Genomic DNA, 26,499 nt, shown 5'->3' with positions numbered 1-26,499 from the left:
TGTGACGCCAGACCGGTTGTCCTGTCTGGTGTTTCGGCTCGGACTTTGTCGGTGGGTGGGCGGTTGGCGGTCCGCTAGCCGTCTGCGGGTCCCTGCGCCCTGTGGCGGGTGATCGCGCGGTTTTGTTGTGAATGCATTGAGGTCGCGGTTGTTGGATGCGCCTTGCTGGGTCTCTGTCGCTTGGGGAAGGCGGTTGTGAGGTGTCGTTTGTGTGGGTGAGTCCGGAGTTGGTGAGTGCGGCTGCGGCCGATGTGGCCGGTATCGGGTTGGCGGTGGGTGCGGCGAACACTGCTGCGGCGGCGGCCACTACCGAGTTACTGGCTGCTGGTGGTGACGAGGTGTCGGCGGCGATCGCGGAGTTGTTCGGCATGTACGGGCGTGACTATCAGCGGATCGCTGTTGAGGCGGCGGGATTTCACGCTCGGGTCGCGGCGCTGTTGGGTGCGGGGGCAGATTCCTATGGGTGGGCTGAGTCCTCAGGTGTGCTGTCGTTGCAGGGTTTGCAGCGCGATGTCTGGGGGATGGTCAACGCTCCTACGCAGATGTTGTTGGGGCGACCGCTGATTGGTGATGGTGCCGACGGGGGCACTGTGGGTGGGGTGGGGCAGTCGGGTGGGGCTGGTGGGTTGTTGTGGGGCAATGGTGGCGCGGGTGGGGTGAGTACTAACCCCGGTGCTGTGGGTGGTGCGGGCGGCTCGGCGGGTCTGATCGGTGCTGGTGGCGCTGGTGGCCGTGGTGGTGCGGGTGGTGCGGGTGGTGTGGGAGGTAGCGGTGGGTGGTTGGCCGGTGTGGGTGGCGCTGGCGGTGCTGGTGGAGTGGGTGCTATCGGCGGTGCCGGAGGTAGCGCGGGGTTGTTTGGCGGTGGTGGTTCCGGTGGCGCTGGTGGCGCTGGCGATGTTGGCGTTGCGGGTGGGGCTGGTGGTGTGGGAGGTCGTGGTGGCTGGGTGTTCGGAGATGGTGGGTCCGGGGGTGTTGGTGGTTCCGGTGGTGTGGGTGTTGTTGGGGGTGTTGGGGGTGTTGGTGGTGGTACGGGTGTGTTTGGCGGTGGTGGTGCGGGCGGTGCCGGTGGTGCTGGCGGTGGGACGGGCGGGTCCGGTGGCAATGGTGGGTGGTTGATCGGTGCGGGTGGAATTGGTGGCGATGGTGGGGCGGGTTTTGCTGGTTTGCCGGGTGGCTTTGCTGGCGGTGACGGTGGTGCTGGTGGCTCCGGTGGTGGCGGTGGCTTGTTTGGGGAGGGTGGCGCAGGAGGCGCCGGTGGTGTGGGCGGCGCGGGTACTAGCGGTGGGGATGCGGTTGTTCCCGGTGGTGTCGGCGGTGTCGGTGGATCTGGTGGGGCTGGCGGCGCCGGAGGCTCTGGTGGTGGCGCTGGCTGGCTGGGTACCGCCGGTGATGGTGGTGTTGGAGGTGTTGGTGGCGTTGGTGGTGGCGGTGGTGATGGGGCTAGTGGTGTGGGGCATGAGCTTGCCGGTGGTGCTGGCGGTGATGGGGGTGTCGGTGGCGCGGCGGGAGCCGGTGGTGCGGCCGGTGTCGGTGGTGGTGGCACGGCCGGGTCCGCGGGGGCCGGCGGTGCTGGCGGTTCCGGGGGTGATGGTGGTGCCGGGGACGCGGGTGCGGCTGCGAGCGCCCCGGGCGGGGCCGGGGGCACTGGCTGGGCTGGCGGTGCGGGCGGTGACGGCGGCGCCGGGGGTGCGGCCGCAGCTGGGGGTAGTGCTGGTGATGGTGGTGTGGGTGGCGTCGGCGGGCGTGGTGGTGGCGGTGGTGATGGGGCTAGTGGTGTGGGGCATGAGCTTGCCGGTGGTGCTGGCGGTGATGGGGGTGTCGGTGGCGCGGCGGGAGCCGGTGGTGCGGCCGGTGTCGGTGGTGGTGGCACGGCCGGGTCCGCGGGGGCCGGCGGTGCTGGCGGTTCCGGGGGTGATGGTGGTGCCGGGGACGCGGGTGCGGCTGCGAGCGCCCCGGGCGGTGCCGGGGGCACTGGCTGGGCTGGCGGTGCGGGCGGTGCTGGCGGCGCCGGGGGTGCGGCCGCAGCTGGGGGTACTGCTGGTGATGGTGGTGTGGGTGGCGTCGGCGGGCGTGGTGGTGGCGGTGGTGATGGGGCTAGTGGTGTGGGGCATGAGCTTGCCGGTGGTGCTGGCGGTGATGGGGGTGTCGGTGGCGCGGCGGGAGCCGGTGGTGCGGCCGGTGTCGGTGGTGGTGGCACGGCCGGGTCCGCGGGGGCCGGCGGCAGCGGTGGTGTAGGTGGGGATGGTGGTGCCGGGGACGCGGGTGCGGCTGCGAGCGCCCCGGGCGGGGCCGGGGGCACCGGGTGGGCTGGCGGTGCGGGCGGTGACGGCGGCGCCGGGGGTGCGGCCGCAGCTGGGGGTAGTGCTGGTGATGGCGGTGTGGGTGGCGTCGGCGGGCGTGGTGGTGGCGGTGGTGATGGGGCTAGTGGTGTGGGGCATGAGCTTGCCGGTGGTGCCGGCGGTGATGGGGGTGTCGGTGGCGCGGCCGGCGCCGGTGGTGCGGCCGGCCAAGGTGGTGGTGGCACGGCCGGGTCCGCGGGGGCCGGCGGTGCTGGCGGTTCCGGGGGTGATGGTGGTGCCGGGGACGCGGGTGCGGCTGCGAGCGCCCCGGGCGGTGTCGGGGGCACCGGGTGGGCTGGCGGTGCGGGCGGTGACGGCGGCGCCGGGGGCGGGGCTGGCGCGGGTGGCGTTGCTGGTGATGGCGGTGCGGGTGGCGTCGGCGGGCGTGGTGGTGGCGGTGGTGATGGGGCTAGTGGTGTGGGGCATGAGCTTGCCGGTGGTGCCGGCGGTGATGGGGGTGTCGGTGGCGCGGCCGGAGCCGGTGGTGCGGCCGGCCAAGGTGGTGGTGGCACGGCCGGGTCCGCGGGGGCCGGCGGCAGCGGTGGTGTAGGTGGGGATGGTGGTGCCGGGGACGCGGGTGCGGCTGCGAGCGCCCCGGGCGGTGCCGGGGGCACTGGCTGGGCTGGCGGTGCGGGCGGTGCTGGCGGCGTTGGGGGTGCGGCCGCAGCTGGGGGTAGTGCTGGTGATGGCGGTGTTGGTGGCGTCGGCGGGCGTGGTGGTGGCGGTGGTGATGGGGCTAGTGGTGTGGGGCATGAGCTTGCCGGTGGTGCTGGCGGTGATGGGGGTGTCGGTGGCGCGGCGGGAGCCGGTGGTGCGGCCGGTGTCGGTGGTGGTGGCACGGCCGGGTCCGCGGGGGCCGGCGGTGCTGGCGGTTCCGGGGGTGATGGTGGTGCCGGGGACGCGGGTGCGGCTGCGAGCGCCCCGGGCGGTGCCGGGGGCACTGGCTGGGCTGGCGGTGCGGGCGGTGACGGCGGCGCCGGGGGCGGGGCTGGCGCGGGTGGCGTTGCTGGTGATGGTGGTGTTGGTGGCGTCGGCGGGCGTGGTGGTGGCGGTGGTGATGGGGCTAGTGGTGTGGGGCATGAGCTTGCCGGTGGTGCTGGCGGTGATGGGGGTGTCGGTGGCGCGGCGGGAGCCGGTGGTGCGGCCGGCCAAGGTGGTGGTGGCACGGCCGGGTCCGCGGGGGCCGGCGGCAGCGGTGGTGTAGGTGGGGATGGTGGTGCCGGGGACGCGGGTGCGGCTGCGAGCGCCCCGGGCGGTGCCGGGGGCACTGGCTGGGCTGGCGGTGCGGGCGGTGCTGGCGGCGTTGGGGGTGCGGCCGCAGCTGGGGGTACTGCTGGTGATGGTGGTGTTGGTGGCGTCGGCGGGCGTGGTGGTGGCGGTGGTGATGGGGCTAGTGGTGTGGGGCATGAGCTTGCCGGTGGTGCTGGCGGTGATGGGGGTGTCGGTGGCGCGGCGGGAGCCGGTGGTGCGGCTGGTGTCGGTGGTGGTGGCACGGCCGGGTCCGCGGGGGCCGGCGGCAGCGGTGGTGTAGGTGGGGATGGTGGTGCCGGGGACGCGGGTGCGGCTGCGAGCGCCCCGGGCGGGGCCGGGGGCACCGGCTGGGCTGGCGGTGCGGGCGGTGACGGTGGTGCCGGGGGCGGGGCTGGCGCGGGTGGCACTGCCGGTGATGGCGGTGCGGGTGGCGTCGGCGGGCGTGGTGGTGGCGGTGGTGATGGGGCTAGTGGTGTGGGGCATGAGCTTGCCGGTGGTGCTGGCGGTGATGGGGGTGTCGGTGGCGCGGCCGGCGCCGGTGGTGCGGCCGGCCAAGGTAGTGGCGGCACGGCCGGGTCCGCGGGGGCCGGCGGCAGCGGTGGTGTAGGTGGGGATGGTGGTGCCGGGGACGCGGGTGCGGCTGCGAGCGCCCCGGGCGGGGCCGGGGCTACTGGCTGGGCTGGCGGTGCGGGCGGTGACGGCGGCGCCGGGGGCGGGGCTGGCGCGGGTGGCGTTGCTGGTGATGGCGGTGCGGGTGGCGTCGGCGGGCGTGGTGGTGGCGGTGGTGATGGGGCTAGTGGTGTGGGGCATGAGCTTGCCGGTGGTGCTGGCGGTGATGGGGGTGTCGGTGGCGCGGCGGGAGCCGGTGGTGCGGCCGGTGTCGGTGGTGGTGGCACGGCCGGGTCCGCGGGGGCCGGCGGCAGCGGTGGTGTAGGTGGGGATGGTGGTGCCGGGGACGCGGGTGCGGCTGCGAGCGCCCCGGGCGGTGCCGGGGGCACCGGGTGGGCTGGCGGTGCGGGCGGTGACGGCGGCGCCGGGGGCGGGGCTGGCGCGGGTGGCGTTGCTGGTGATGGCGGTGCGGGTGGCGTCGGCGGGCGTGGTGGTGGCGGTGGTGATGGGGCTAGTGGTGTGGGGCATGAGCTTGCCGGTGGTGCTGGCGGTGATGGGGGTGTCGGTGGCGCGGCGGGAGCCGGTGGTGCGGCCGGCCAAGGTGGTGGCGGCACGGCCGGGTCCGCGGGGGCCGGCGGCAGCGGTGGTGTAGGTGGTGATGGTGGTGCCGGGGACGCGGGTGCGGCTGCGAGCGCCCCGGGCGGTGCCGGGGGCACCGGCTGGGCCGGCGGTGCGGGCGGTGACGGCGGCGCCGGGGGTGCGGCCGCAGCTGGGGGTACTGCTGGTGATGGCGGTGCGGGTGGCGTCGGCGGGCGTGGTGGTGGCGGTGGTGATGGGGCTAGTGGTGTGGGGCATGAGCTTGCCGGTGGTGCTGGCGGTGATGGGGGTGTCGGTGGCGCGGCGGGAGCCGGTGGTGCGGCCGGTGTCGGTGGTGGTGGCACGGCCGGGTCCGCGGGGGCCGGCGGCAGCGGTGGTGTAGGTGGGGATGGTGGTGCCGGGGACGCGGGTGCGGCTGCGAGCGCCCCGGGCGGTGCCGGGGGCACCGGGTGGGCCGGTGGCGCCGGCGGTGCTGGCGGCGTTGGGGGCGGGGCTGGCGCGGGTGGCACTGCCGGTGTTGGCGGCGCCGGTGGTGATGGTGGCGCCGGTGGTGTGGGTGCCGAAGGGGCTGCAGGTGCAGGTGTTGTCGGTGGTGGTGCTGGCGGTGATGGCGGGGTCGGGGGTGCGGCCGGAGCCGGTGGCAGCGGCGGCGGGGGCATTGGGGGTGGAAAAGCCGGAACCGGCGGCGATGGCGGAATCGGTGGCGCCGGTGGAACCGGCGGCGGCGGCGGTAACGGCGACACCTACAGCACTGGCGGTGCCGGCGGGATCGGCGGGGCCGGTGGCGCGGCCGGTTCAGCCGGTGGCGCGGGGGCCGGTTCAGGCGGCGCCGCCGGTAGTGCCGGTAGTGGCGGTAGCGGCGGCGATGGCGGTGCTGGTGGCGCCTCGGGTCGTGAATTGGGCTCAAACCTTGGTTACGCCGGCGGTGTTGGTGGTGACGGCGGTCAAGGTGGCCAGGGTGGGGCCGCCGTCGGCGGGCTTGCCGGAGCCGGCGGTAGCGGTGGTAACGGAGGCGCCGGCGGCGCCGGCGGCGCCAGCGCAGTCGCCCTCGTAGGCGGGGCTGGCGGTGCGGGCGGCGCGGGCGGCCAGGGTGGCACGGCCGGCGACGGCCCAGGCGGGGTGGGAGGTCATGGCGGTAGCGGCGGCTCCGGGGGTATCGGCGGGACCGGCGGCGACGGGTACCAGTCGGGTGACCCCGGCGGCCAAGGTGGCAAAGGTGGCGCCGGAGGAGCAGCCGGGGCTGGCGGTGAGGCCGGGGCCCAGGGACTGGCTGGCGCCGGCGGTACCGGCGGCACCGGTGGGCAAGGCGGAACCGGGGGCATTGGAGCTCAAGGCAGCAACGGGCACGGGGTCGGAGGGCGCCCGGGTACGGCCGGCGCTGTCGGGGGTGCTGGTGGTGCAGGCGGCCAAGGTGGTGCGGCCGGGTTGGATGGCACAGCTGGTGATGGTGGTGTTGGTGGCACCGGTGGGCGTGGTGGTGCTGGTGGTGATGGGGCTGGCGGTGTGGGCCATCAGCTTGCCGGTGGCGCGGGTGGTGATGGTGGTGCCGGTGGTGCGGCCGGAGTCGGAGGTGCCGCCGGCGCCGGCAGTGGAGGCGTGGTTGGTGCGGCGGGTACCGGTGGTACCGGTGGCGCCGGGGGTAATGGCGGGGCCGGGGATACCGGTGTGGCTGCGAGCACCCCGGGCGATCCCGGGGGCGTTGGTTTTGCTGGGGGTGCTGGTGGCGCTGGTGGTGCTGGGGGCGCTTCGGGCGTGGGGGGTGTCAACGGTGTTGGTGGTGCCGGTGGCGACGGCGGGACCGGTGGTGCTGGTGGCGCCGGCGCTGGTGGGGATCGCACCGACGGTGGTCGAGGTGGTGTGGGTGGCGCCGGAGGCGATGCCGGGGCTGGGGGCGTAACCGGTGCCGGTGGTAGCGGCGGCGGCGTAGGCAATGCCGGAGTTGGTGGCGCGGGTGGCGTTGGCGGTGCTGGCGGTGCGGGCGGTGCGGCTGATGGGCCGGGCTTGTTCGGCTATGACGGCGGTGCCGGCGGTGCCGGCGGGATCGGGGGCGCGGCTGGCGTTGGTGGGATCAACGGTGCCGGCGGTGCTGGCGGTGCCGGTGGTGTTGGCGGTGTGGGTGCTGATAGTGGGTTGGCGTCGAGGCCCGGCGGGGCCGGTGGCGCTGGTGGCGCCGGCGGAGCCGGAGGTGGGGCTGGATCCGGTGCTGGTGGCCTGGGTGCCGGTGGTGACGGCGGGACCGGTGGTGCCGGCGGTGCTGGGGGTGTGGGCAGTAGTGCTGGTTGGGGATCCGGGTTGGCAGGTCAGGTCGGTGGTGCTGGTGGTGTCGGGGGCGCCGGGGGCGATTCGGGGGGCCTGGGCGGCACCAACGGTGATGGCGGTGCCGGTGGTTTGGGCGGTCGCGGTGGCGCTGGTGGTTCGAGCACGACCGTGGCTGGTGCCGGTGGTGGCGGCGGCCGGGGCGGGGATGGCGGGAGTGCCGGTGGCGGCGTAGGCGGCGGCGGTGTGGGCGGTGCGGCCGGGTCTGGTGGTGCCGGCGGTGCTGGTGGCAGGGGGATCGATAGCTACGCGGCGGCCGGTGGGCGTGGTGGTGATGGCGGTGCGGGCGGTATCGGTGGAGGTGGGGGCCTCGCCGGGATCGGTGGTGCGGGCGGCCAGGGCGGTAGCGGTGGTGCGGCCGGTGCTGGTGGGGATGTTGGTGGTAATCCCGGCGAGGTGGGCGGGGCCGGCGGCGGTGGCGGCTTCGGAGGTGCCGGTGGTGCGGGTGGTGTCGGTGGCGGTGCTGGCGGTAGCGGTGGTGTCGGTGGTAGTGGTGGCAACGGTGGTTTGGGCGTGGCTGCCGGTGGTGCGGGTGGTGTCGGTGGCCAGGGCGGGGCTGCCGGGGCTGGCGGGGCGGTCGGTGCCGGGGCCACCGCGGCCGGTGCCGGTGGGGTCGGTGGTCTTGGCGGTGACGGCGGTAGCGGTGGCAACGGACTCAGGGGCGCCGCTGGTGTCGCCGGTGGTGATGGCGCTGTTGGCGGTGGCGGCGGTGCAGGCGGTGCGGGCGGTGCGGGCGGTGCCGGCGTCACCGGCGGCAGCGCCGGCGCTGGCGGCCAAGGCGGCAACGGAGGACTCGGCGGTCCAGGTGGCGACGGGGGTAGCGCGGTGCGCTATCAGCGGGTCGGGGGTGCCGGAGGTGCTGGCGGTAGCGGTGGTGCCGCCGGCGCTGGAGGTGCGGCCGGCCAGGATGGTGGTGGTGCCGTGGGCGCCGCCGGTGTCGGCGGCACCGGCGGTGTAGGTGGTAATGGCGGCGCCGGTGACGCGGGTGTAGCCGGCCCCGACGGCGGCGGGGCAGGAGGCTCCGGGTGGGCTGGCGGCGCGGGCGGTACTGGCGGGCAGGGCGGGGCCGCCAACGGTGGTGTGGCCGGTGACGGCGGTGCCGGCGGTAATGGTGGTGTCGGTGGCGTCGGTGGCAGAGGCGGGGACGGGGCCAATGGCGCCCCCGGCGGTGGGATCGACGGCAGCGGTCGCCCCGGTGGCGCAGGGGGGCAAGGGGGTTCCGGTGGCAGGGCTGGCTTTGGGGGAGCCGCCGGTGCGGGCGAAGGGGGCGACTACGGCGCTGCGGGTGTTGGCGGCAACGGGGGCGACGGTGGTGCTGGCGGCCGCGGCGGCTACGGAACAACTGGTTCGGACGGTCTCTTCGGCGGCAGCGGCGGTCACGGGGGCGTCGGTGGGATCGGCGGCAACGGTGGTTCCGCCTCGGCCGGGGGCGTCAACGGTAACGGTGGCAACGGCGGTATCGGCGGGAACGCTGGTGATGCCGGCAATGGCGCCAATGGCAACGTGATATATCACGGCGGGCACGGCGGGAATGGTGGGCGTGGTGGGGCAGGTGGGGCCGGTGGCTTCGCCGGCGACGGTGAAGGTTCTAGCGGCATCGCCGGTTCCGGTGGCATTGGTGGGAATGGCGGAAATGCTGGTGCCGGAGGAAACGGCTTTGCGCTTGTTGGCGCCGCGGCCGGTAACGGCGGCTTGGGGGGCAGCGGCGGAGCGGGCGGCAGTGGCGCCATCGGTGCGGTGGCCGGCGGGGCTGGAGGTGACGGCGGCAATGGCGGGACCGGCGGCAATGCTGGCCTTGGCGTAATGCGCGGTACGTCGTCTACTCCCGCGTCGGCCGGCGACGGCGGGGTCGGCGGTGCCGGCGGCTTGGGTGGCGTCGCCCGCTCCGTGGGTGGCGTGGGTGGCGTCGGTGGCGACGGTGGCATCGGCGGAGCCGGCGGCATCGGCTCCACCGGTTTCACTGGAACCAATGGTGCTGGCGGTGCTGGCGGTGCTGGCGGTGCTGGCGGAGTTGGCGGCAATGGCGGCTTTGCTGCATTGGGCACGGGCGGTGCCGCCGGTAGTGGCGGTGGCGGCGGCACCGGTGGCGCCGGAGGCGTGAGCGATTCTCCCAACACATCGAGATCCGTCGGCGGTGCCGGAGGCGTAGGTGGCGTCGGCGGCAACGGCGGTATTGGTGGCAACGGGCAGATCGGCGGCGACGGTGGTAGCGGAGGGGCTGCCGGTGGGGGCGGCGCAGGTGCGCAGAATCTGACCCGCAGCATCCAGTCGGCCAACTTCGGTGGTGCCGGCGGCGCCGGCGGTGTCGGTGGTTTCGGAGGGGTCGGCGGTACCGGCACCAGCGGTCTCGGCGGGAGCGGCGGGATTGGTGGCGATGGCGGCGCGGGTGGGCTCGGCGGCGATTGCAGTGTGCCTCTTTCGCCTGGAAAAGGAGGTGACGGCGGTGCCGGGGGCGACGGTGGCGACGGTGGCGACGGCGGGAACGGTCAGCCTGGCGGGCCCGGAGGCGCCGGCGGTGGGGCTGCCTCCGGCGGCGCGGGCGGATATGGCGAATTAGGTAATGGGGCCGCCGGCGCCGATGGCAATAACGGCACCCCCGGCGCGGACGGCTGACAGTGAGCTGCCGAGGAGATCGGCCCGATCTGGATTCGGGCGGGCAACGATGGTTTCCTGGCGCCGGAATGACCGGTGGCCGGGGTGCACAGCGCCGGCCTGACACCCGCCCGGCTGGGCCGTCAGCTTGCCAGGATGTTTACCCCATACCGGAACACCGGGGGTAACAGTGCGCATGCCGGCACGATGGCACGGCGCGCCGGGCGTGGCGCACTGGCCAACACCAGCCCGCGCGTGAGCCAGCGGTAACTGCGCGTAACCCGATGCCACGCAGCCTCATACGACGCCGGGTCGTTATCGGCGATGGCACGCACCGCGGCGGCCGCTTGCTTGACAGCCAGGCTGATACCCTCACCGGTCAGCGCGTCTTCGTAACCGGCCGCATCGCCGACCAGCAGCACGCGTCCGGCGACGCGGCGCGAGACCACTTGTCGCAGCGGGCCGCAGCCCCGCGCGGCCCCGGGACTGGCGCCCCGCAGCTGCTGCGCAAGCCATGGGAACCAATCGATTTCAGGTCGCTGACGGGACAGGATCGCCACCCCGACCAGATCCGGTTCTACCGGGGTGACGTACGCCTCGCCCCACGGGGACCAGTGCACTTCGACGAACTCCGACCAAGCCGGCACGCGGTAGTGCCGGCGCACGCCGTAGCGGCGTGGAGTACCGGCCGTCGCCGTTATTCCGACCGCGCGTCGTACCGCGGAATGCAGGCCGTCGGCTGCCACCAACCATTTGGCGCGCACACCCGCAGCGGTCACGCCGTGCGCGTCTTGGACGACATCGGTTACCCGCGTTCTGATCCATTCCGCATCTTGCTCTTTGGCGCGGGCCGCCAGCGTTGCGTGCAATGTGGTGCGGCGCACGCCCCGGCCCGGCCCGGTGCGAAACCGCGCCTCGGCCCGGCGCTGCTGGCTTACGTACGCGATGCCCTGGAACGGGACGCCGGCCGGGTCCACATCGAGGGACTTCAGCTCCGCTAGACCACCCGGCATCAGTCCCTCGCCGCACGCCTTGTCGATCGGGCTCTCCCGCGGGTCTGCGACGATGACCGAGAGCCCCCGTTTTCGTGCGTTCAATGCGGTGGCGAGTCCGCCGGGGCCACCGCCGACGACCAGCACGTCGGTGTCGTAGGTCGTCATGAGTAGCCCAGCACGGAGTTCTCCACCCGCAACCGCACGGTCAGCAAGATGGCGTTGGCCACGGTGAAGCTCAGCGCGGTCACCCACGCGGTGTGCACCAGCGGCAGGGCAAACCCTTCGGCCACCACTGCAACATAGTTCGGGTGGCGCAGGAACCGGTAGGGCCCTTTTTGCACCAGCGGTTCGTCGGGCAGCACGATCACCCGGGTGTTCCAGCGTCGCCCCAGCGACGTCACACACCACCAGCGCAGACCCTGGCTGAGCACCAGCACGGCCACCATCGGCCAGCCGAGCCATGGGATGAACGGCCGATGCAGGGCCCAGGGTTCGATGACGCAGCCCACCAGCAGCAGCGAGTGCAAGACAACCATCACCACGTAGTGCGGTTGGCCAAACTCCTTGCCGCCCCGCGCGAAAGACCACCGCGCATTGCGCTGGGCTATCACCAGCTCGGCCACGCGTTCGACGACGATCGCCAGAATCAGCAGGTAATACGGACTTACCACGTCAGCAACACTAGTTCAGAACAGAACGCGGGGCCCATCGCGATCATCAGTCCGATCGAACCGGGCGGCGGCGGGTCGGCCAGGTTGGCCCGCAATACATCCAAAATGGACACCGAAGAAAGATTTCCGTTGTTGCGTAGCGAGTTTCGTGTGTGAGCGAGGGCATCCTCGGGTAGCCCCAGTACGGTCTCAACGGCCTCGATCACGCGGGGCCCGCCAGGATGGCAGACCCACGTCGTCACATCCTCGGGGGTCAACCCGTGGTCGGCCAGGAAACTGCGGACGTCCTCGCCCAGGTACTTCTCGGTGACAGTGGCGACGTCGACCGACAAAACGATTTGAAAGCCGCTGGTGCCGATCTTCCAGCCCATGACGTTCTCGGTGTTGGGGTAGATCCGGCTGCGGGTGGCCAGCACTCGAGGGCCGGCATATCCGTTTGACGCCGCACCGGCCCCGGGAACTCGGTGCGCCCCCTTGGTGACCACGGCCGCGGCGGCGTCGCCGAACAGGCTGGAGGCAACCAGATTTGCCACCGAGTTGTCGTGGCGCTGAATCGTCAATGAACAGAGTTCCACCGCGAGCAGAGCGCCCACCTGATCGGGGAATCCGCGCAGGTAGTCATGCATGCGGGCCACCCCGGCGGCCCCGGCCACACAGCCCAGACCGAACAACGGGATGCGTTTGACGTCTTCGCGCAACCCCACTCGGTGAGCCAGTCGCGCCTCCAGGGTGGGTACGGCAAGACCAGTGACGGTGGTGGAGAAAATGACATCGACTTCGGAGGGCCTGACCTTTGCTTCGTCCAGCGCCGCCCGCAGGGCCTGCTCGCCCAAGTCGAGAGCGACGTCGACGAAGGCGTCGTTGGCCTCGGTAAAACCGTTGAGCTCGGCATAGCGTTCCAGCGGCAATGCGGTGTGGCGGGCTTCAACCCCGCTGCTGAGCGCGAACCGGCGAAACTCCGGACCGGCGAACTCGGTGAGCGCCCCGATCGCCTCGGCCTGGTGGTAGCGGTTCGGCGGGAACTTCACGGCCACCCCCGCCACATGCGGATCTGTCTTCGAGGTCTGCGTGCCCGCTGGCCGGTGCAAGTTGAAGCACGATGATCTACCCCCGGTGAATGTGTTCATGTGGTCAGTCACGGTGTCGCTTCCGGATCGGTTCAGACCGGCTCCTGCCGGATGGCCCGGCTTCCCCGCGGCCCCACCGTCTCGGGTCTAGTGTCGAAACCATGCGGATTCTGGTGACCGGCGCCACCGGCTATGTGGGATCCCGCTTGGTTACCGCGCTGCTGGCCGACGACCATGAAGTGTTGGCGGCCACCCGAAACATGGCGCGCCTCAGTCGCTTAGCTTGGTTCGACGACGTCACCCCAGTAATCCTCGACGCGACGGACCGGGCCTCGGCGCAAGCCGCGATGAATGCCGCGGGTCAGATCGACGTGGTCTACTACCTGGTCCACGGCATAGGCCAACCGGATTTTCGCGACCGGGACAAAACCGCCGCCGCCAACCTGGCCGTCGCTGCCCGTGACACCGGGGTGCGGCGCATCGTTTACCTGGGCGGATTCGTCCCCGAATGTGAAGCGCTATCCCAACACCTGTCCAGCCGGGCCGAGGTCGCCGAGGCACTGGCCGTCGACGATGGCGCGGAACTGGTGTGGCTGGGCGCGGCAATGATCATCGGAGCCGGCTCCACGTCGTTTGAGATGCTGCGCTACGTCGGGGATCGATTCCCCGTCCTGCCGATGCCGGACTGGATGTACAACCCGATCGATCCGATCTCCATCCGAGACGTTCTGCACTATCTGGTGGCCGCCGCCGACGTCGACCAGGTTCCTGCCGGTGCCTACGACATCTGCGGCCCCGACACCACGTCGTACCGCGAGCTACTCAAGACGTATGCGCGCATCCGCGGCAGATGGCATGCCGCATTGCCGGTCGGCAGGCTCGATACCGCGGTAGCGTCCCGGATCACGGCGGTCACCCTGCCGGTCCCGCATGGTCTGGTCGCAGACCTGGTGGAATCGCTGGATCACCCGATGCGGGCATCCGGGGTCGGCCTGCAAGACAAGGTCCCCGAGCCACCAGGAGGACTACTGAGTATCGAAGATGCCATTACGTTGGCGCTGGCCGGCCACGCGAACGGGCCCCCGTTGCCCGTCGACGCCCTGACAGATCCCCACCAACTCGCAGCCACCGATCCGGCGTGGGCCGGCGGTGACGCGCTGCGAATTCGCCGGATCGCCGAGGCGATGACGCCGCCCATCGCGCGTCCCTCTCTGCGATGGGTGAACATCGTCCCGGGTCCACTGGCCGGTGCGCTACGAAGCAGCCTCGACATCCTGATCGCCCTGACTCCGAAAGTTCTGTTCGCATGAGCCAATCAACAGCGCCCCAATTCAGCGCCATCGACGACATTCGCCGCGCCATCACGAATGTGGCCGTGCCACACCATGAGGCGCCTTCGGTGGTGCTACGGCGCCGCATCGTCGTCGGTGTCGTCCTGGTGATCGGCGCGGTGGTGATGGGACTGTCGATGAGGCGCCAGCCGGGGGAGTCGACCTTCTACTGGCTGACGCTGACTCTGGCCGCGGTATGGGCGCTGGGCGCGCTGGCCTCCGGCCCCCTGCATCTGGGTGGCATTCGCTGGCGCGGTCGCAACCAGCGCCCGGTGATCACCGGGACCACCATCGGTCTGCTGCTGGGCGGCATCTTTGTGTTGGGTGCCTTGGTTGTCCGTAAGATTCCGGCCGCCGCCGAGCTGATAGTCCGCGTGCTGCAGTTTGCCAGCCAGGGATCGTTGTTCCTGGTCGTGGTGATCACCCTGATCAACGGGATCGCCGAAGAGATGTTTTTTCGCGGCGCGCTCTACACCGCGTTGGGTCGGTTCTATCCGGTGGCCGTTTCGACCGTCGTGTACATCGGGGCCATCATGGCCAGCGCCAACCTGATGCTCGGCTTTGCCGCTGTCATCCTCGGCGGTGTGTGTGCGTGGGAACGGCGCTCTACCGGCGGAGTGCTGGCACCGATCCTCACCCACCTGGTCTGGGGACTCATCATGGTGCTCGCGCTGCCACCGTTGTTTGGGGTCTGACCCCGTTATCGGTCGGCGGCGGTGATGTCGCGTGCCAGTGCGCGCAGCGCGGCGGCGTAGAGGTGGCGCAGCACCAGCCAGGACAGCCGGCCGGGAATCCCGCGGGGAAAGAAGATCGCCCGCTGGTGGTAGGTGCTGCCGGCGGTGCCTCGCGGTGTGAGCGTCACCTCCAACCACGTTGGCCCGGGCACGCGGGTGCTCGCGCCCAGTCGCAGTGTGGTTGGCGTGCGCTGCGCGACCCGCCACCGCGGTGCGCGGTGCCGACGCCGTGGTGCGAGCGCCAGCGAGTACCACCTCCGGCTATTGATGGCGCGCTCGGTCGCTTTCCAAACATCTTCGGGCGCAGCAGTTGTCGTCGCGTCGCGGACGTCGGTGTAAACGATTTCGCCGGCCCACCGCGGGTCGCTGGGCAGTGGCTCGGCCGGTTCCGACTGCAGGGAGGCCCATGTGGCGTCGGGAAGCCCGTGCGCGGCACGATTCAGTGCCAATTCGACCGCACGACGGTAATTGGTCAGGCCCCCCGCCGGTGGCGCGATGATGGTGTCGATGTCGGAGTTGCGCTTCACCGCGTCACATTCGAGCGATTCGATCAGCGGCCGGGCCAGGCCCGGAGGAATGGGGGTCACCGTGCCAACCCACAAGCTGGCGATCGTCGGCGTCAGAAACGGCAGCACGATCAGGTAGCGCCGATGCAGCCCGGCGACCTCCGCGTACACCCGCATCATGTCGCCGTACTCGAGCACGTCGGGGCCGCCGACGTCCCACGTTCGGGCCCTGGCGGTGTCGGGCACCGTGGCCGTGGCCGCGGCGACCAGGTAGTGCAGCACGTCACGAATGGCGATCGGCTGAATCCGGTTGTGCACCCACTTGGGTGTGGTCATCACCGGCAACCGGTCGGTGAGGTGCCGGATCATTTCGAAGGATGCCGATCCGGATCCGACCACCACCCCGGCTTGCAGCACGATTGTCTCGATGCCGGAACCAATCAGCGCATCGCCAACGGCCTTGCGTGATTGAAGGTGCGGCGAAAGCTTGCTCTGCTCTGGATGTAGCCCGCTCAGGTACACCACCCGGCGCACTCCGCTGCGCCGCGCGGCGAGTACCACGTTGTGGGCAGCGCGGGCTTCCTCGTCGGCGAAATGCTTTGCCGAGCCCATCGAATGGACCAGATAGTAGACAACGTCCATCCCGGCGAAGGCCGCCTCCAGCGAGTCGGTGTCGCCCAGATCGCCGCGCACCACCTCTGCCCGGTCCCGCCACGGAACGTCCGCCAACTTGCCCGGATCGCGGGCCAACGCTCGCACCCGGTGGCCCTCGTCGAGCAGTCGCGGAACCAGCCGGGCGCCTATGTAGCCGGTCGCCCCGGTTACCAGGCAGTTCACCTGTCCAGCCGACATCGGATCTCCATTCTGTCCCCATGTCTTATTCGGATCCGGTGTTGCTGAGGATTGCCGATTCAGCTCAACGGATCAGGAGTCGGTGAAGGTTGGGGTGCGGCGCTGCTGGAATGCGCGGGCGCCCTCGGCGAAGTCGGGTGATCGCAGCAGCGCCGACTGGCCCTGGAATTCGCGATCGAGGGTGCGATCCAACTCGGTGAGTGTGGCCGCGTTGATGGAGTCCTTGGTCTTGGCAAACGCTACCGCCGGGCCGGACAGCAATCTCGAGATCACCGCATCCACTTCGTTTTGGAAGTCCGCGACGGGATAGACCGCGCTGACCAGGCCGTAGGACAGCGCCTCGGTGGCCGGCAACCGCTCGGGCAGCAGGGCCATCCGCATCGCCCGAATCCGGCCGATCGCAGCGGCGATCAATGCCGAGGCTCCGCCGTCGGGCATCAATCCGATCTTGGTGAACGCGAGCAGAAAATCGGCGCTCTCGGAGGCCAGCACCAGATCGCACGCCAGGGCTAGTGAGACACCGACCCCGGCGGCGGGTCCGTGGACCACGGCGACAACTGGATGCGGCAACGCCGTGATTGCCCGCACCGCCCGGTTGATCTCGGTGAGGCTGGAAGTGCTGGTCTTGCGGCCCATATCCTGGGCGCTCATCCCGGCCCCGGAGCTGAACCCGCGACCCGTTCCACCCAGGCGCACCACTCGCACTCGCGAATCGGTAGCCGCGGCCTCCATCGCGTCAGCGATCCCGGCCATCACCTCAGGTGTCAACGAATTCAGGCTTTCGGGACGGTCGATCGTCACCGACAGCACCCCGCCGCGCAGCTTGACCTCGAGGCCGGCGACTGGCGCCAGGGTTTCGATCCCGGTATCCGGCATGGGCCTCACCCTAGGTCAACGGGGGCGTGGCCGAGACGGCGTTGGCGGGCGAGGTGGGCCGGGCGGGGTGGATTTCCGCGGCCTGCGAAGATGCCATTTGTCGGGTGTTCGGCCCGGGCGAGATCGTCAGAGTGGACGAAAGGTCGGTACATCATGTCGGGACCGCTGAACGGATTGCGGGTCGTTGAACTGGCTGGGATCGGACCGGGCCCACACGCCGCGATGATTCTCGGGGATCTCGGCGCCGACGTGGTGCGCATCGACCGGCCATCGTCCTCTGCCGGGGGGCGCGGGGGCGGCGTGAAGGACGCCATGCTGCGCAACCGACGGATCGTGACCGCCGACCTGAAGTCCGACCAGGGGCGCGAACTTGTCTTGAAGCTCGTCGCCAAGGCCGATGTCTTGATCGAGGGCTACCGGCCCGGGGTCACCGAGCGGCTGGGCCTCGGCCCGCAAGACTGCGCCAAGGTGAATGACCGGCTGATCTATGCCCGGATGACGGGTTGGGGTCAAGCCGGTCCGCGCAGCCAACAAGCCGGTCACGACATCAACTACATCTCGCTCAACGGCATCCTGCACGCGATCGGCCGGGTCGGCGAGCGGCCGGTGCCACCCCTGAACCTGGTCGGCGACTTCGGGGGCGGTTCGATGTTCTTGCTGGTCGGCATCTTGGCGGCACTGTGGGAGCGGCACAACTCGGGCAAGGGCCAGGTGATCGACGCCGCGATGGTCGATGGGTCCAGCGTGCTGGTGCAGATGATGTGGGCGATGCGGGGGATCGGCATATGGAGCGACGTGCGGGGCACCAACATGCTCGACGGCGGTGCGCCCTACTACGACACCTATGAATGCGCCGACGGCGGCTATGTCGCCGTCGGCTCCATCGAGCCGCAGTTCTACGCGGCGATGCTGGCCGGGCTGGGTTTGGATGCGGCGAACCTGCCCCCGCAAAACGACGTCGCCCGCTGGCCGGAACTGCGGGCGGTGCTGACCGAGGCGTTCGGCAGGTACGACCGCGATCATTGGGCCAAGGTGTTCGCCGATTCGGACGCCTGCGTGACCCCGGTGCTGTCGTTCGGCGAGGTGCACACCGAACCGCATATCGCCGAGCGGAACACCTTCTACGAAGGCGATGACGGCGGGCCGCAGCCGATGCCGGCGCCGCGGTTCTCACGCACCGTGCCGAGCCGGCCGCGCCCACCGGCCGCACCGCTGACGGACGTCGAAGCCGTCTTGAGCGACTGGGTATAGTCCCAACCAACCAGTAGGTTGGTTGATTTTGAGCGGAGAAATCGAGGAAGGATTCGCATGGAGATCAGGGACGCCGTTGCCGTCGTCACCGGGGGCGCGTCGGGGCTGGGCCTGGCGACCACCAAGCGGCTGCTGGACGCCGGGGCTCAGGTTGTGGTGCTCGACATCCGGGGTGAAGACGTGGTTGCTGATTTGGGCGACCGGGCACGGTTCGCGGCGGCGGATGTGACCGACGAGGCCGCCGTCGCCAGTGCGCTGGATCTGGCCGAAACGATGGGCACGCTGCGCATCGTCGTCAATTGCGCCGGGACCGGTAACGCGATACGCGTGCTGAGCCGCGACGGCGTCTTCCCGTTGGCGGCGTTCCGCAAGATTGTGGACATCAACCTGGTCGGGAGTTTTAACGTGCTGCGGCTGGCCGCCGAGCGAATCGCCAAAACCGAACCCGTCGGCCCCAATGCGGAAGAGCGCGGCGTCATCATCAACACCGCCTCGGTGGCTGCATTCGATGGCCAGATCGGCCAGGCTGCGTATTCGGCGTCCAAGGGCGGCGTGGTTGGTATGACCCTGCCGATCGCCCGCGATCTGGCCAGTCACCGCATCCGGGTGATGACCATTGCGCCCGGACTGTTCGATACCCCGCTGCTGGCGTCTTTGCCCGAGGAGGCCAGGGCGTCGCTGGGTAAGCAGGTGCCGCACCCGTCCCGGCTGGGAAACCCCGACGAATACGGGGCGCTGGCTGTGCACATCATTGAAAACCCGATGCTCAACGGGGAGGTCATTCGTTTGGATGGCGCGATCCGGATGGCGCCGCGCTAAGGGCCGTTAATAACGATGAAAGCCCCCCGCACAGGCGGGGGGCTTTCATCAATAGACGCGAATTGGTTATCGACGGAACCAACGACTGACGGCTGGTTCGGCAATTAGTAACCGTGCAAGCATGCCCATGGTGTGCTCAGCTCGCCGTAGGGAGGGGGTGCCACTCTTCAACCTGCTCCGAGGTCTCGCCCTCCACCAGCATGTCGCCGTGGTAGAGAGCCTCGAAGTCGGCCTTGATGACATCGGCACTCGAGTCGTCGATCCACATGACACTGAGCGTAGAAGTCGCCATTAAGGAATCATTGAGTCACGATTCGGAAAATCGTGGCAATTCTTACCGGTGGGTAGGGTGCCGATGCCGAAGTGCTCGCCAGCCGCTTTGGGCGGGCCCGACGGTATGCCGTAACTCGGGGGCCTGGCCAGCGGTCGAGAAGTATCGGGAAGTAAATGTGTCGCTACTGGTGGCGCCGCCGGGCGTATCGCGGTTTGTCCGCATCTCGGTTTGTCTGCAGCGCGGTGAACCGTCGGGGCGTCGGGCCTCGTGACTACGGCAGGTGTTGTTTGACGCCCTTAAGTTATCGCTGATAAGTTACCGCGGATATGGTGCGGCCGCCCGGGACGGCTGCACTCGCGGTGGAGGGGACGCACGATGTTGCAGGGGATCGCTCGACTTGCCGTAGCAGCGCCGCGTCGAATCATCGGGGTGGCGCTGCTGGTTTTTATCGCAGCAGCGGTCTTCGGCATCCCAGTCGCCAACAGTCTGTCTCCCGGCGGTTTCCAGGATCCCAATGCCGAGTCGGCTCGCGCCATCAAGGTGCTCGCCGACAAGTTCGGCCAGAGCGGTCAGCAAATGCTGATTCTGGTTACCGCTCCCGGCGGCGTCGGCACGGAGCGGGCGCATGCGGTGGGCACCGACATTGCCGCCGAGTTGAACCACTCCCGACTGGTATTCAACGTGTCCTCGCCGTGGACGGGGCCGTCGGCTGATCCCAAGAGTGCTCCCGACTTGGTGAGCAAGGACGGCAAGTCCGGACTGATTGTGGTCAACATCAAAGGCGGCGAAAGCAACGCGCAGAAAAATGCGCAGACCCTCGCCGACGAGATCGTTCACGATCGCGACGGCGTCACCGTCCGCGCCGGTGGTTCGGCGATGGAGTACGCGCAGATCAACAAGCAGAATCAGGACGACCTGCTGGTCATGGAGTTGATCGCGATTCCGCTCAGCTTCCTGGTGCTGGTCTGGGTATTCGGCGGGCTGCTGGCGGCCGCGTTGCCGATGGCGCTGGGTGCGCTGGCCGTCGTCGGTTCGATGTCGGTCTTGAGGCTGGTGACGTTCACGACGGACGTCTCGATCTTTGCCCTCAACCTCAGCACGGCGCTGGGGTTGGCGTTGGCCATCGACTACACGCTGCTGATCATCAGTCGCTATCGTGACGAGCTCGCCGAGGGCAGCTCACGCGAGGAAGCTCTGGTCCGGACCATGGCGACTTCCGGCCGCACGGTGTTGTTCTCGGCGGTCACCGTCGCGCTGTCGATGTCGGCGACCGTGGCTTTTCCCATGTACTTCTTGAAATCGTTCGCCTACGCCGGCGTGGCCACGGTGGCCTTTGTCGCGACGGCATCGATCGTGGTGACACCGGCCGCGATCGTGTTGCTGGGGCCGCGGCTGGATGCCTTGAATGTGCGCCGGCTGGCGCGCCGGATGTTGGGCCGTCCGGAACCCCAGCACAAGCCGGTAGATCAACTGTTCTGGTATCGGTCGACCAAATTCGTGATGCGCCGGGCGCTTCCGGTCGGCTTGGCTGTTGTTGCGGTGCTGGTGATATTGGGACTTCCGTTCTTCTCGGTGAAGTGGGGCTTCCCGGATGATCGGGTGCTGCCTGCCACGGCGTCCTCGCATCAGGTCGGTGACGAGTTGCGCACCAACTTCGCACACGATCTCGCGATGGCCGTTCCGGTGGTCGTGCCTGACGTGCGCGGTCTGGTCCCAGCCGACCTGGACGGCTACGCCGCCGACCTGTCGCGGGTGCCCGACGTGGCATCTGTGACCGCCCCCAGCGGGACGTTCGTCAACGGAAGTCGGGTGGGGCCGCCGGCGGGTGCTACCGGATTTTCCGATGGCAGTGCCTTTCTGACCGTGGACAGCACCGCGCCGCTGTTTTCCCACGCCTCAGACATCCAGCTCAAACGGTTGCACCAGGTGACCGGCCCGGCCGGCCGGACCGTCGAGATGGCCGGTGTGGCGCAGGTCAACCGGGACAGCGTGGACGCGGTGACCGAACGACTGCCGCTGGTGCTTGGTCTGATGGCCGCCATCACCTTTGTCCTGCTATTCCTGCTCACCGGCAGTGTCGTGCTGCCCGCCAAGGCGCTGATCTGCAACGTGCTCTCGCTGACCGCGGCGTTCGGTGCGCTGGTCTGGATCTTCCAAGACGGTCATCTGGGGGCACTGGGCACGACCCCGAGCGGGACCCTGGTGGCCAACATGCCCGTGTTGTTGTTCTGCATCGCGTTCGGGCTGTCCATGGACTACGAGGTGTTCCTGGTCGCGCGAATTCGGGAGTACTGGCTGGCTTCGGGGGCCGCACGTCCGGCGACCCCGAGCCCGGCCCAAGCCCACGCCGCCAACGACGAGAGTGTGGCGCTTGGATTGGCACGCACCGGGCGGGTGATCACCGCGGCCGCGTTGGTCATGTCGATGTCGTTCGCCGCGCTGATCGCCGCGCACGTGTCCTTCATGCGAATGTTCGGCTTGGGACTGACGCTCGCCGTGGCTGCCGACGCGACGCTGGTCCGGATGGTTCTGGTGCCCGCGTTCATGCATGTGATGGGCAGGTGGAATTGGTGGGCTCCCAAACCCCTGGTGTGGCTGCACCAGCGATTCGGTATCAGCGAGACCGGCGCGGTTGGGGATGCTGACGCCGCCGCCACCGAGGCGGCGGACCGCCGCGACCGGCCGACCATCCCGGCGGCGCTGAGTGGTCGTGGATAGCGTGTCGATGGGACGCTTGCGACGTGCACGTGCGCCGCGTGGATCAGGTGACCTGCTGCGCCACGAGATCCTGGATGCGGCCACCGAGTTATTGCTGCAGACACGCCAGGCCAGGGCCGTGTCGATCCGGTCTGTAGCCGAGCGGGTCGGGGTCACACCGCCGTCCATTTATCTGCATTTTCAAGACAAAGATGCGCTGTTGGATGCGGTGTGCGCCCGCTATCTGGCACGACTCGATGAGGAAATGGAGCGGGCGGCGATGGGCCACACCTGCGTGGTGGAGGTGCTGCGAGCCCAGGGCCTGGCCTATGTGCGGTTCGCTCTGCAGACCCCGGAGTTGTATCGGTTGGCCACCATGGGTGAGTGGCGCTCGGGCAGCAACGTGGATAGCGCCCTGGACAGCTCGGCTTTCCGGCATATGTGCGCCTCGGTGCAGGCGATGATGGACGAAGGCATCTACCGCGCCGACGACCCCACCACCATCGCGCTGGAATTGTGGACGGCCGCGCACGGGGTGGCGGCCCTGTTGATTGCCAAGCCACACCTGCCGTTCGGCGATGTCGCGGCCTTTGCCGACCGCGTGCTGGGCGCAGTCCTGTGTGGCCACATGGTGGCGGGTCTAGTCGGCCCGCAGGCCACGTCTCGCGACCTCATGGATTGGGTCGTGCAGCATCGCCCGTCGGAGGAGTCACGCGTATGACATCGCTCGCCAAGAACATAGATCACCCATTTTTCGCCCGGATTTGGCCGTTCATCGTTGCCCACGAGGCCGAGCCGGTGCGTGCGTTACGCCGAGAGAATCTGGCCGGCCTATCTGGGCGGGTCCTCGAAATCGGCGCCGGTATGGGGACAAACTTTGCGTTCTACCCGCAGACGGTGACCGAGGTGGTTGCCGTGGAGCCGGAGCCCCACCTGGCGCTTAGGGCCCGCGCGGCCGGCGAAGATGCGCCTATTCCGGTTACCGTGACCGCTGATACGGCCGAGCAGTTCAGCGATCAGGACCCGTTTGACGCGGTGGTTTGCTCGCTGGTGCTGTGCTCGGTCACCGACCAGCTCGGGGTGTTGCAGCACCTGCGTTCGCTGCTGCGCCCGGGCGGGGAGTTGCGCTACCTCGAACACATTGCCAGTGCCGGCGCCCGTGGGCGGCTGCAGCAATTTGTCGACGCGACCTTCTGGCCCCGGATTGCCGGAAACTGCCACACGCATCGTGACACCGAGCGCGTGATCAAGGCTGCCGGATTCGACGTGGAGAGCACGCGACGGGAGTGGACATTGCCGACGTGGGCGCCGGTCCCGGTGGCCGAGTTGGTGTTGGGCCGGGCCCGCCGTCCCTGATCGGGTGCCGTGACTGCGCCTTGCCATGTGTGAGGGCGCATTGGCTCAACAGGCCGATTGGGCGGCTATGGCGTGAATTTGTGAACCGACCGCGCTGCGGGTGTAGCTCAATCGCGCAGCAGCGCGGGCAGCCGCTGCAGCAGTCCGGGCAACGCTTGACTCGCCGACTCGCGCACACAAAGCGTCGCGCTTCGCGACAGCGGCGTGGGCTCTGGGTTGACCTCGATCACGATCTTGCCGCGCGCCAAAGCCAACTCCGGTAGACCGGCCGCGGGGTAGACGATCGCAGACGTGCCCACCACCACCATCACATCGGCAGCCTCGGTTGCCTCGACGGCGCAGTGCCACGGCCCCTCCGGCAGCGGCTCGCCGAACCACACGATGTCGGGGCGGATCAGTCCGCCGCAGCCGCAGACCGGCGGTTCGACTTCCAGTGCGGGCTCAGGCATCTGGGGCAACGAGTCCGTGTAAGGCTTATTGCAACGGGCGCAACGGAATTCAAAAAGACTGCCGTGCAGGTGGTGTACCGGTGTGCTGCCGGCGCGTTCATGCAGATCGTCGACATTTTGCGTGACAACGCTGACTTCGGCGTGATCTTGCCACTCGGCGATCGCTTGGTGGCCGGGGTTGGGTGCGACGTCGGCCACCAGATAGTGCCGCCACAGATACCAGCCCCACACCCGCTCGGGGTTGCGTTCCCAGCCCTGTGTGCTGGACAGCTCGTACGGGTCGAAGCGGGCCCACAACCCGTTCTTGTCGTCACGGAACGTCGGTACTCCGCTTTCCGCGGAGATGCCCGCGCCGCTGAGCACCGTCACTCGCATCCCACAAAGATAGCCGTGCTTGACCGGATACTGGGCAATACTGGGTGATACTGGGATTGTGGAGCTTCGGGATTGGCTACGGGTCGACGTGAAGGCGGGCAAACCGCTATTCGATCAACTCAGAACCCAGGTTATCGACGGTGTGCGAGCGGGCGCGCTGCCGCCCGGCACCCGCCTCCCGACGGTGCGCGATCTGGCCGGGCAGCTTGGTGTTGCCGCCAACACGGTGGCCCGCGCGTATCGAGAGCTCGAGTCGGCCGCAATTGTCGAAACACGGGGCCGCTTCGGCACCTTCATCTCTCGGTTCGACCCGACCGACGCGGCGATGGCGGCCGCGGCCAAGGAATACGTGGAAGTGGCCCGCGCGCTGGGGCTGACCAAGTCCGATGCGATTCGCTACCTCACCGCCGTGCCCGACGACTAACGGCGTTCGCTAGCCGAACTCCAGCAGAGTCAGGCACGGGCGCAACGAGTCCAGGGCCGGCAGCCGGTAGACCGTCGACAGCGCGGCGTTGAACATCAGGCCGCGCCCAGCAGGCAGCTGCACGTCCCGGACCGCCCGAATGCCTGGAATCGTGTTCACCAGGTCCGCGGCTTGAGCCACGGACAGGCTGAACGGCATTGGCGGGATCTTGTAGCGGATCGAGGTTCGCATGCCCAGGCGGGTGAACAAGGAGAACCAGCGCGGCGGCAGATCAAAGAGCATCTGAGCGCCGGGAAATCTCTTGGCGCACTGGGCGATCAGATCCAGCGCCTGATCCGGCTCCAGATACATCAGCAGTCCCTCGGCGGTGATGAACACCCCACCGGAGGTGTCGACGGAGTCCATCCAGCCGTAGTCCAACGCGGACTGCGCGCACACCGATACCCGTGGTGAATTGGGTAGCAACCGCTTTCGGATGTCGATGATCGGCGGCAAATCGACTGTCAGCCAACGGAATTTCTTGCCGGGAAGGGCTGAATCCAAACGCCAGAAACTGGTCTGCAGGCCCTCGGCCAGCGCCACCACGGTGGCCGAGGGGTGCTTATTCAGGTAGGCCAGCGCTCGAGTATCGAAGGCCAGGGCCCGCAGTGCGATGTCTTGGCGGGTAGGGCCGAATTTCGCGAAGTCAAAGTCGATGGAGTCGACCAGCCTGACTGCCATCGGATCCTCGATGATCGGGTCACGGCGGCGCGCCTCTGCGGCCCTGGCGTTGAGCGTCAGCAGGGCGGTCTCCGAGACGCCGGTGAGGGCGACCTTTTGTTGGGCGAATTCGTCGGCGGGGGTCATTGGAGCAAACCTACCTACCGCAAGACCTTGTCCAGCGTGCGCAGGTTGCGGGTGGTGGTCGAGGCCTTGTAGCGCTTCTTGCCCATGGTGCGGCCGATGGTGCTGTCCAGCGTGGCTCCCTTGGGCACCTGCCAGTAGATGACGCCATCGCCGCGGTGGATCTTCTCGTTGGCGCCGGCGGTCAGCGCGGCCAGTTCATCAAGCACCGAGTCGTCGGACACGAACGTCACGTAGGACTGCAACCCGTCGACTTCTCGTTCGAACGGATACGCCTCGTTGATGGTGTGTACCGTCTCGATGTCGTAGACAAGCACCCAGGCGTCGTAGCCGAACTTGTTGCGCAGCGTGCTCTCCGCGCTCTGCCGCACCGTCGTGGCATCACCGGGTGCCTCCAATAGCACATTGCCGCTGGCCAGGATGGTGCGCACATTGGTAAATCCGGCATCGGTCAGGGCGGCGGTCACCTCGGCCATTTTCAGGTTGACGCCCCCGACGTTGACGCCGCGCAGGAAGGCCGCGAATTGGGTCATGATTCGATTGCACCAGGCCGTTAGGGAACCGCGCACGGCAACGTAGGCTTTCGGGCATGGGACGCCAGGTCTTCGACGACAAGCTGTTGGCTGTAATCAGCGGTAACTCCATCGGAGTGCTGGCCACCATCAAACATGACGGACGTCCGCAGCTGTCCAACGTGCAGTACTACTTCGACGCCCGCAAATTGGTGGTGCAGGTATCGATCACCGAGCCGCGGGCCAAGACCCGTAACCTGCGTCGCGACCCACGTGCCTCGATCCTGGTGGACGCCGATGACGGGTGGTCCTACGCGGTCGCGGAAGGCACCGCAGAGCTGACGCCTCCCGCCGCGGCCCCCGATGACGAAACTGTTGAGGCGCTAATTGCCTTGTACCGCAACATCGCTGGGGAGCATCCGGATTGGGACGAGTACCGCGAAGCGATGGTCACCGATCGGCGGGTGCTGCTGACGCTACCCATCTCGCACGTATATGGCCTGCCCCCAGGTAAGCGGTAGCCGGCCGGGATAAGCTGCCGGTATGGCTGCATCGAAGTCCCCGGAAAGCTCCGCCCCGGACGACGACAACAAGCGCAAGTTCCGGGAAGCCCTCGAACGCAAGATGGCGAAGTCCTCGGGGGCGACCGACCACAAAGACGGCGGTGGCAAGAAGCCACGGGTGCATGGGCCCGTGGAGAACCGCCGGGAATTTCGGCGCAAGAGCGGATAGCCGCAGCCCCGGCAAATTGGCGCCAGATGCC

Annotated in this window: 20 protein-coding genes; 11 read left to right on the top strand and 9 right to left on the bottom strand. The window is 69.3% G+C overall.

The annotated features are described in order from the left end of the window. Positions 1-200 precede the first annotated feature (200 nt). Entirely contained in the window at positions 201-9,725 is a 9,525-nt protein-coding gene (locus CCUG20998_RS21440) for a PE domain-containing protein (RefSeq protein ID WP_116269164.1), read from the top strand. A 122-nt stretch (positions 9,726-9,847) separates the two neighbouring features. Here CCUG20998_RS21440 and CCUG20998_RS21435 read toward each other — a convergent pair whose 3' ends face one another. The 3 genes from CCUG20998_RS21435 to CCUG20998_RS21425 are packed head-to-tail and all read right to left on the bottom strand — an operon-like array spanning position 9,848 to position 12,533. Further along, a complete protein-coding gene (locus CCUG20998_RS21435; RefSeq protein WP_012395878.1) occupies positions 9,848-10,864 on the bottom strand; it encodes an NAD(P)/FAD-dependent oxidoreductase in 1,017 nt (338 codons plus the stop codon). Then, complete coding sequence (locus tag CCUG20998_RS21430; protein WP_020729862.1) at positions 10,861-11,370, bottom strand: isoprenylcysteine carboxyl methyltransferase family protein; 510 nt, start codon at positions 11,368-11,370, stop codon at positions 10,861-10,863. Before CCUG20998_RS21430 ends, CCUG20998_RS21435 begins: the two co-directional genes overlap by 4 nt. Then, a complete protein-coding gene (locus tag CCUG20998_RS21425) occupies positions 11,364-12,533 on the bottom strand; it encodes a type III polyketide synthase (protein ID WP_166436238.1) in 1,170 nt (389 codons plus the stop codon). Before CCUG20998_RS21425 ends, CCUG20998_RS21430 begins: the two co-directional genes overlap by 7 nt. 65 nt (positions 12,534-12,598) lie before the next feature. Between CCUG20998_RS21425 and CCUG20998_RS21420 the strand changes: the two genes are divergently transcribed. After that, positions 12,599-13,747 carry an NAD(P)H-binding protein gene (locus CCUG20998_RS21420; protein ID WP_020729864.1) on the top strand — a complete coding sequence of 383 codons (1,149 nt, stop codon included), beginning with the start codon at positions 12,599-12,601 and terminating at the stop codon, positions 13,745-13,747. Beyond that, complete coding sequence (locus CCUG20998_RS21415; protein WP_012395874.1) at positions 13,744-14,463, top strand: CPBP family intramembrane glutamic endopeptidase; 720 nt, start codon at positions 13,744-13,746, stop codon at positions 14,461-14,463. Before CCUG20998_RS21420 ends, CCUG20998_RS21415 begins: the two co-directional genes overlap by 4 nt. Positions 14,464-14,468: 5 nt before the next feature. Here the strand turns inward: CCUG20998_RS21415 and CCUG20998_RS21410 are convergent, their stop codons facing one another. Together CCUG20998_RS21410 and CCUG20998_RS21405 are read right to left on the bottom strand one after the other, a co-directional pair. After that, positions 14,469-15,860 carry an NAD(P)H-binding protein gene (locus CCUG20998_RS21410; protein WP_020729865.1) on the bottom strand — a complete coding sequence of 464 codons (1,392 nt, stop codon included), beginning with the start codon at positions 15,858-15,860 and terminating at the stop codon, positions 14,469-14,471. Positions 15,861-15,932: 72 nt separating this feature from the next. Next, the gene (locus CCUG20998_RS21405; protein WP_020729866.1) at positions 15,933-16,736 is read right to left on the bottom strand and encodes an enoyl-CoA hydratase; all 804 of its coding nucleotides are present in this window, start codon (positions 16,734-16,736) and stop codon (positions 15,933-15,935) included. A gap of 153 nt (positions 16,737-16,889) precedes the next feature. Here CCUG20998_RS21405 and CCUG20998_RS21400 point away from each other — a divergent pair, with 153 nt between their 5' ends. Further along, on the top strand, positions 16,890-17,987 hold the full coding sequence (locus CCUG20998_RS21400; protein ID WP_020729868.1) for a CaiB/BaiF CoA transferase family protein: 1,098 nt from the start codon (positions 16,890-16,892) through the stop codon (positions 17,985-17,987). Between the two features lie 57 nt (positions 17,988-18,044). Beyond that, a complete protein-coding gene (locus CCUG20998_RS21395) occupies positions 18,045-18,806 on the top strand; it encodes a 3-hydroxyacyl-CoA dehydrogenase (RefSeq protein ID WP_020726303.1) in 762 nt (253 codons plus the stop codon). A gap of 136 nt (positions 18,807-18,942) precedes the next feature. Here the strand turns inward: CCUG20998_RS21395 and CCUG20998_RS29025 are convergent, their stop codons facing one another. After that, a complete protein-coding gene (locus CCUG20998_RS29025) occupies positions 18,943-19,074 on the bottom strand; it encodes a hypothetical protein (protein WP_020726302.1) in 132 nt (43 codons plus the stop codon). Positions 19,075-19,455: 381 nt separating this feature from the next. On the opposite strand from CCUG20998_RS29025, the gene CCUG20998_RS21380 reads away from it, so the two are divergent. From CCUG20998_RS21380 to CCUG20998_RS21370, 3 genes are read left to right on the top strand one after another with little or no spacing between them, the layout of a single operon-like run. Continuing rightward, the gene (locus CCUG20998_RS21380; protein ID WP_020729869.1) at positions 19,456-21,798 is read left to right on the top strand and encodes an MMPL family transporter; all 2,343 of its coding nucleotides are present in this window, start codon (positions 19,456-19,458) and stop codon (positions 21,796-21,798) included. 7 nt (positions 21,799-21,805) lie between these two features. After that, positions 21,806-22,498, top strand: coding sequence for a TetR/AcrR family transcriptional regulator (locus CCUG20998_RS21375; protein WP_020726301.1), 693 nt, complete (start codon positions 21,806-21,808; stop codon positions 22,496-22,498). Beyond that, positions 22,495-23,133, top strand: a complete 639-nt coding sequence (locus CCUG20998_RS21370; protein WP_011739227.1) for a class I SAM-dependent methyltransferase — start codon at positions 22,495-22,497, stop codon at positions 23,131-23,133. Before CCUG20998_RS21375 ends, CCUG20998_RS21370 begins: the two co-directional genes overlap by 4 nt. A gap of 107 nt (positions 23,134-23,240) precedes the next feature. Here the strand turns inward: CCUG20998_RS21370 and CCUG20998_RS21365 are convergent, their stop codons facing one another. Beyond that, positions 23,241-23,957, bottom strand: coding sequence for an NAD-dependent deacylase (locus CCUG20998_RS21365; RefSeq protein WP_020729870.1), 717 nt, complete (start codon positions 23,955-23,957; stop codon positions 23,241-23,243). A gap of 58 nt (positions 23,958-24,015) precedes the next feature. Between CCUG20998_RS21365 and CCUG20998_RS21360 the strand changes: the two genes are divergently transcribed. After that, positions 24,016-24,381 carry an Rv1152 family transcriptional regulator gene (locus tag CCUG20998_RS21360; RefSeq protein WP_012395866.1) on the top strand — a complete coding sequence of 122 codons (366 nt, stop codon included), beginning with the start codon at positions 24,016-24,018 and terminating at the stop codon, positions 24,379-24,381. A 9-nt stretch (positions 24,382-24,390) separates the two neighbouring features. Here CCUG20998_RS21360 and CCUG20998_RS21355 read toward each other — a convergent pair whose 3' ends face one another. Both CCUG20998_RS21355 and CCUG20998_RS21350 read right to left on the bottom strand, forming a co-directional pair. Beyond that, positions 24,391-25,227 carry a class I SAM-dependent methyltransferase gene (locus CCUG20998_RS21355; protein WP_012395865.1) on the bottom strand — a complete coding sequence of 279 codons (837 nt, stop codon included), beginning with the start codon at positions 25,225-25,227 and terminating at the stop codon, positions 24,391-24,393. Between the two features lie 14 nt (positions 25,228-25,241). Continuing rightward, positions 25,242-25,757 (bottom strand): DUF1697 domain-containing protein, encoded by a 516-nt coding sequence (locus CCUG20998_RS21350; protein WP_020729871.1) that lies wholly within the window; start codon positions 25,755-25,757, stop codon positions 25,242-25,244. Between the two features lie 56 nt (positions 25,758-25,813). Between CCUG20998_RS21350 and CCUG20998_RS21345 the strand changes: the two genes are divergently transcribed. Next, entirely contained in the window at positions 25,814-26,257 is a 444-nt protein-coding gene (locus CCUG20998_RS21345) for a PPOX class F420-dependent oxidoreductase (RefSeq protein WP_012395863.1), read from the top strand. 22 nt (positions 26,258-26,279) lie between these two features. Next, on the top strand, positions 26,280-26,468 hold the full coding sequence (locus CCUG20998_RS21340) for a DUF5302 domain-containing protein (RefSeq protein ID WP_011739232.1): 189 nt from the start codon (positions 26,280-26,282) through the stop codon (positions 26,466-26,468). Positions 26,469-26,499: the final 31 nt, after the last annotated feature.

It is taken from the genome of Mycobacterium marinum, assembly GCF_003391395.1.
Taxonomy (GTDB): domain Bacteria; phylum Actinomycetota; class Actinomycetes; order Mycobacteriales; family Mycobacteriaceae; genus Mycobacterium; species Mycobacterium marinum.
Note: the sequence above shows the minus strand (reverse complement) of the source record. Positions and strands in the feature narration are given on the sequence as shown.

Coding starts and splice junctions, on each gene's coding strand:
- CCUG20998_RS21435 (WP_012395878.1), bottom strand. CDS start 10,864: ATGACGACCTACGACACCGACGTGCTGGTCGTCGGCGGTGGCCCCGGC.
- CCUG20998_RS21420 (WP_020729864.1), top strand. CDS start 12,599: ATGCGGATTCTGGTGACCGGCGCCACCGGCTATGTGGGATCCCGCTTG.
- CCUG20998_RS21415 (WP_012395874.1), top strand. CDS start 13,744: ATGAGCCAATCAACAGCGCCCCAATTCAGCGCCATCGACGACATTCGC.
- CCUG20998_RS21410 (WP_020729865.1), bottom strand. CDS start 15,860: ATGTCGGCTGGACAGGTGAACTGCCTGGTAACCGGGGCGACCGGCTAC.
- CCUG20998_RS21405 (WP_020729866.1), bottom strand. CDS start 16,736: ATGCCGGATACCGGGATCGAAACCCTGGCGCCAGTCGCCGGCCTCGAG.
- CCUG20998_RS21400 (WP_020729868.1), top strand. CDS start 16,890: ATGTCGGGACCGCTGAACGGATTGCGGGTCGTTGAACTGGCTGGGATC.
- CCUG20998_RS21395 (WP_020726303.1), top strand. CDS start 18,045: ATGGAGATCAGGGACGCCGTTGCCGTCGTCACCGGGGGCGCGTCGGGG.
- CCUG20998_RS29025 (WP_020726302.1), bottom strand. CDS start 19,074: ATGTGGATCGACGACTCGAGTGCCGATGTCATCAAGGCCGACTTCGAG.
- CCUG20998_RS21380 (WP_020729869.1), top strand. CDS start 19,456: ATGTTGCAGGGGATCGCTCGACTTGCCGTAGCAGCGCCGCGTCGAATC.
- CCUG20998_RS21375 (WP_020726301.1), top strand. CDS start 21,806: ATGGGACGCTTGCGACGTGCACGTGCGCCGCGTGGATCAGGTGACCTG.
- CCUG20998_RS21370 (WP_011739227.1), top strand. CDS start 22,495: ATGACATCGCTCGCCAAGAACATAGATCACCCATTTTTCGCCCGGATT.
- CCUG20998_RS21365 (WP_020729870.1), bottom strand. CDS start 23,957: ATGCGAGTGACGGTGCTCAGCGGCGCGGGCATCTCCGCGGAAAGCGGA.
- CCUG20998_RS21355 (WP_012395865.1), bottom strand. CDS start 25,227: ATGACCCCCGCCGACGAATTCGCCCAACAAAAGGTCGCCCTCACCGGC.
- CCUG20998_RS21350 (WP_020729871.1), bottom strand. CDS start 25,757: ATGACCCAATTCGCGGCCTTCCTGCGCGGCGTCAACGTCGGGGGCGTC.
- CCUG20998_RS21345 (WP_012395863.1), top strand. CDS start 25,814: ATGGGACGCCAGGTCTTCGACGACAAGCTGTTGGCTGTAATCAGCGGT.
- CCUG20998_RS21340 (WP_011739232.1), top strand. CDS start 26,280: ATGGCTGCATCGAAGTCCCCGGAAAGCTCCGCCCCGGACGACGACAAC.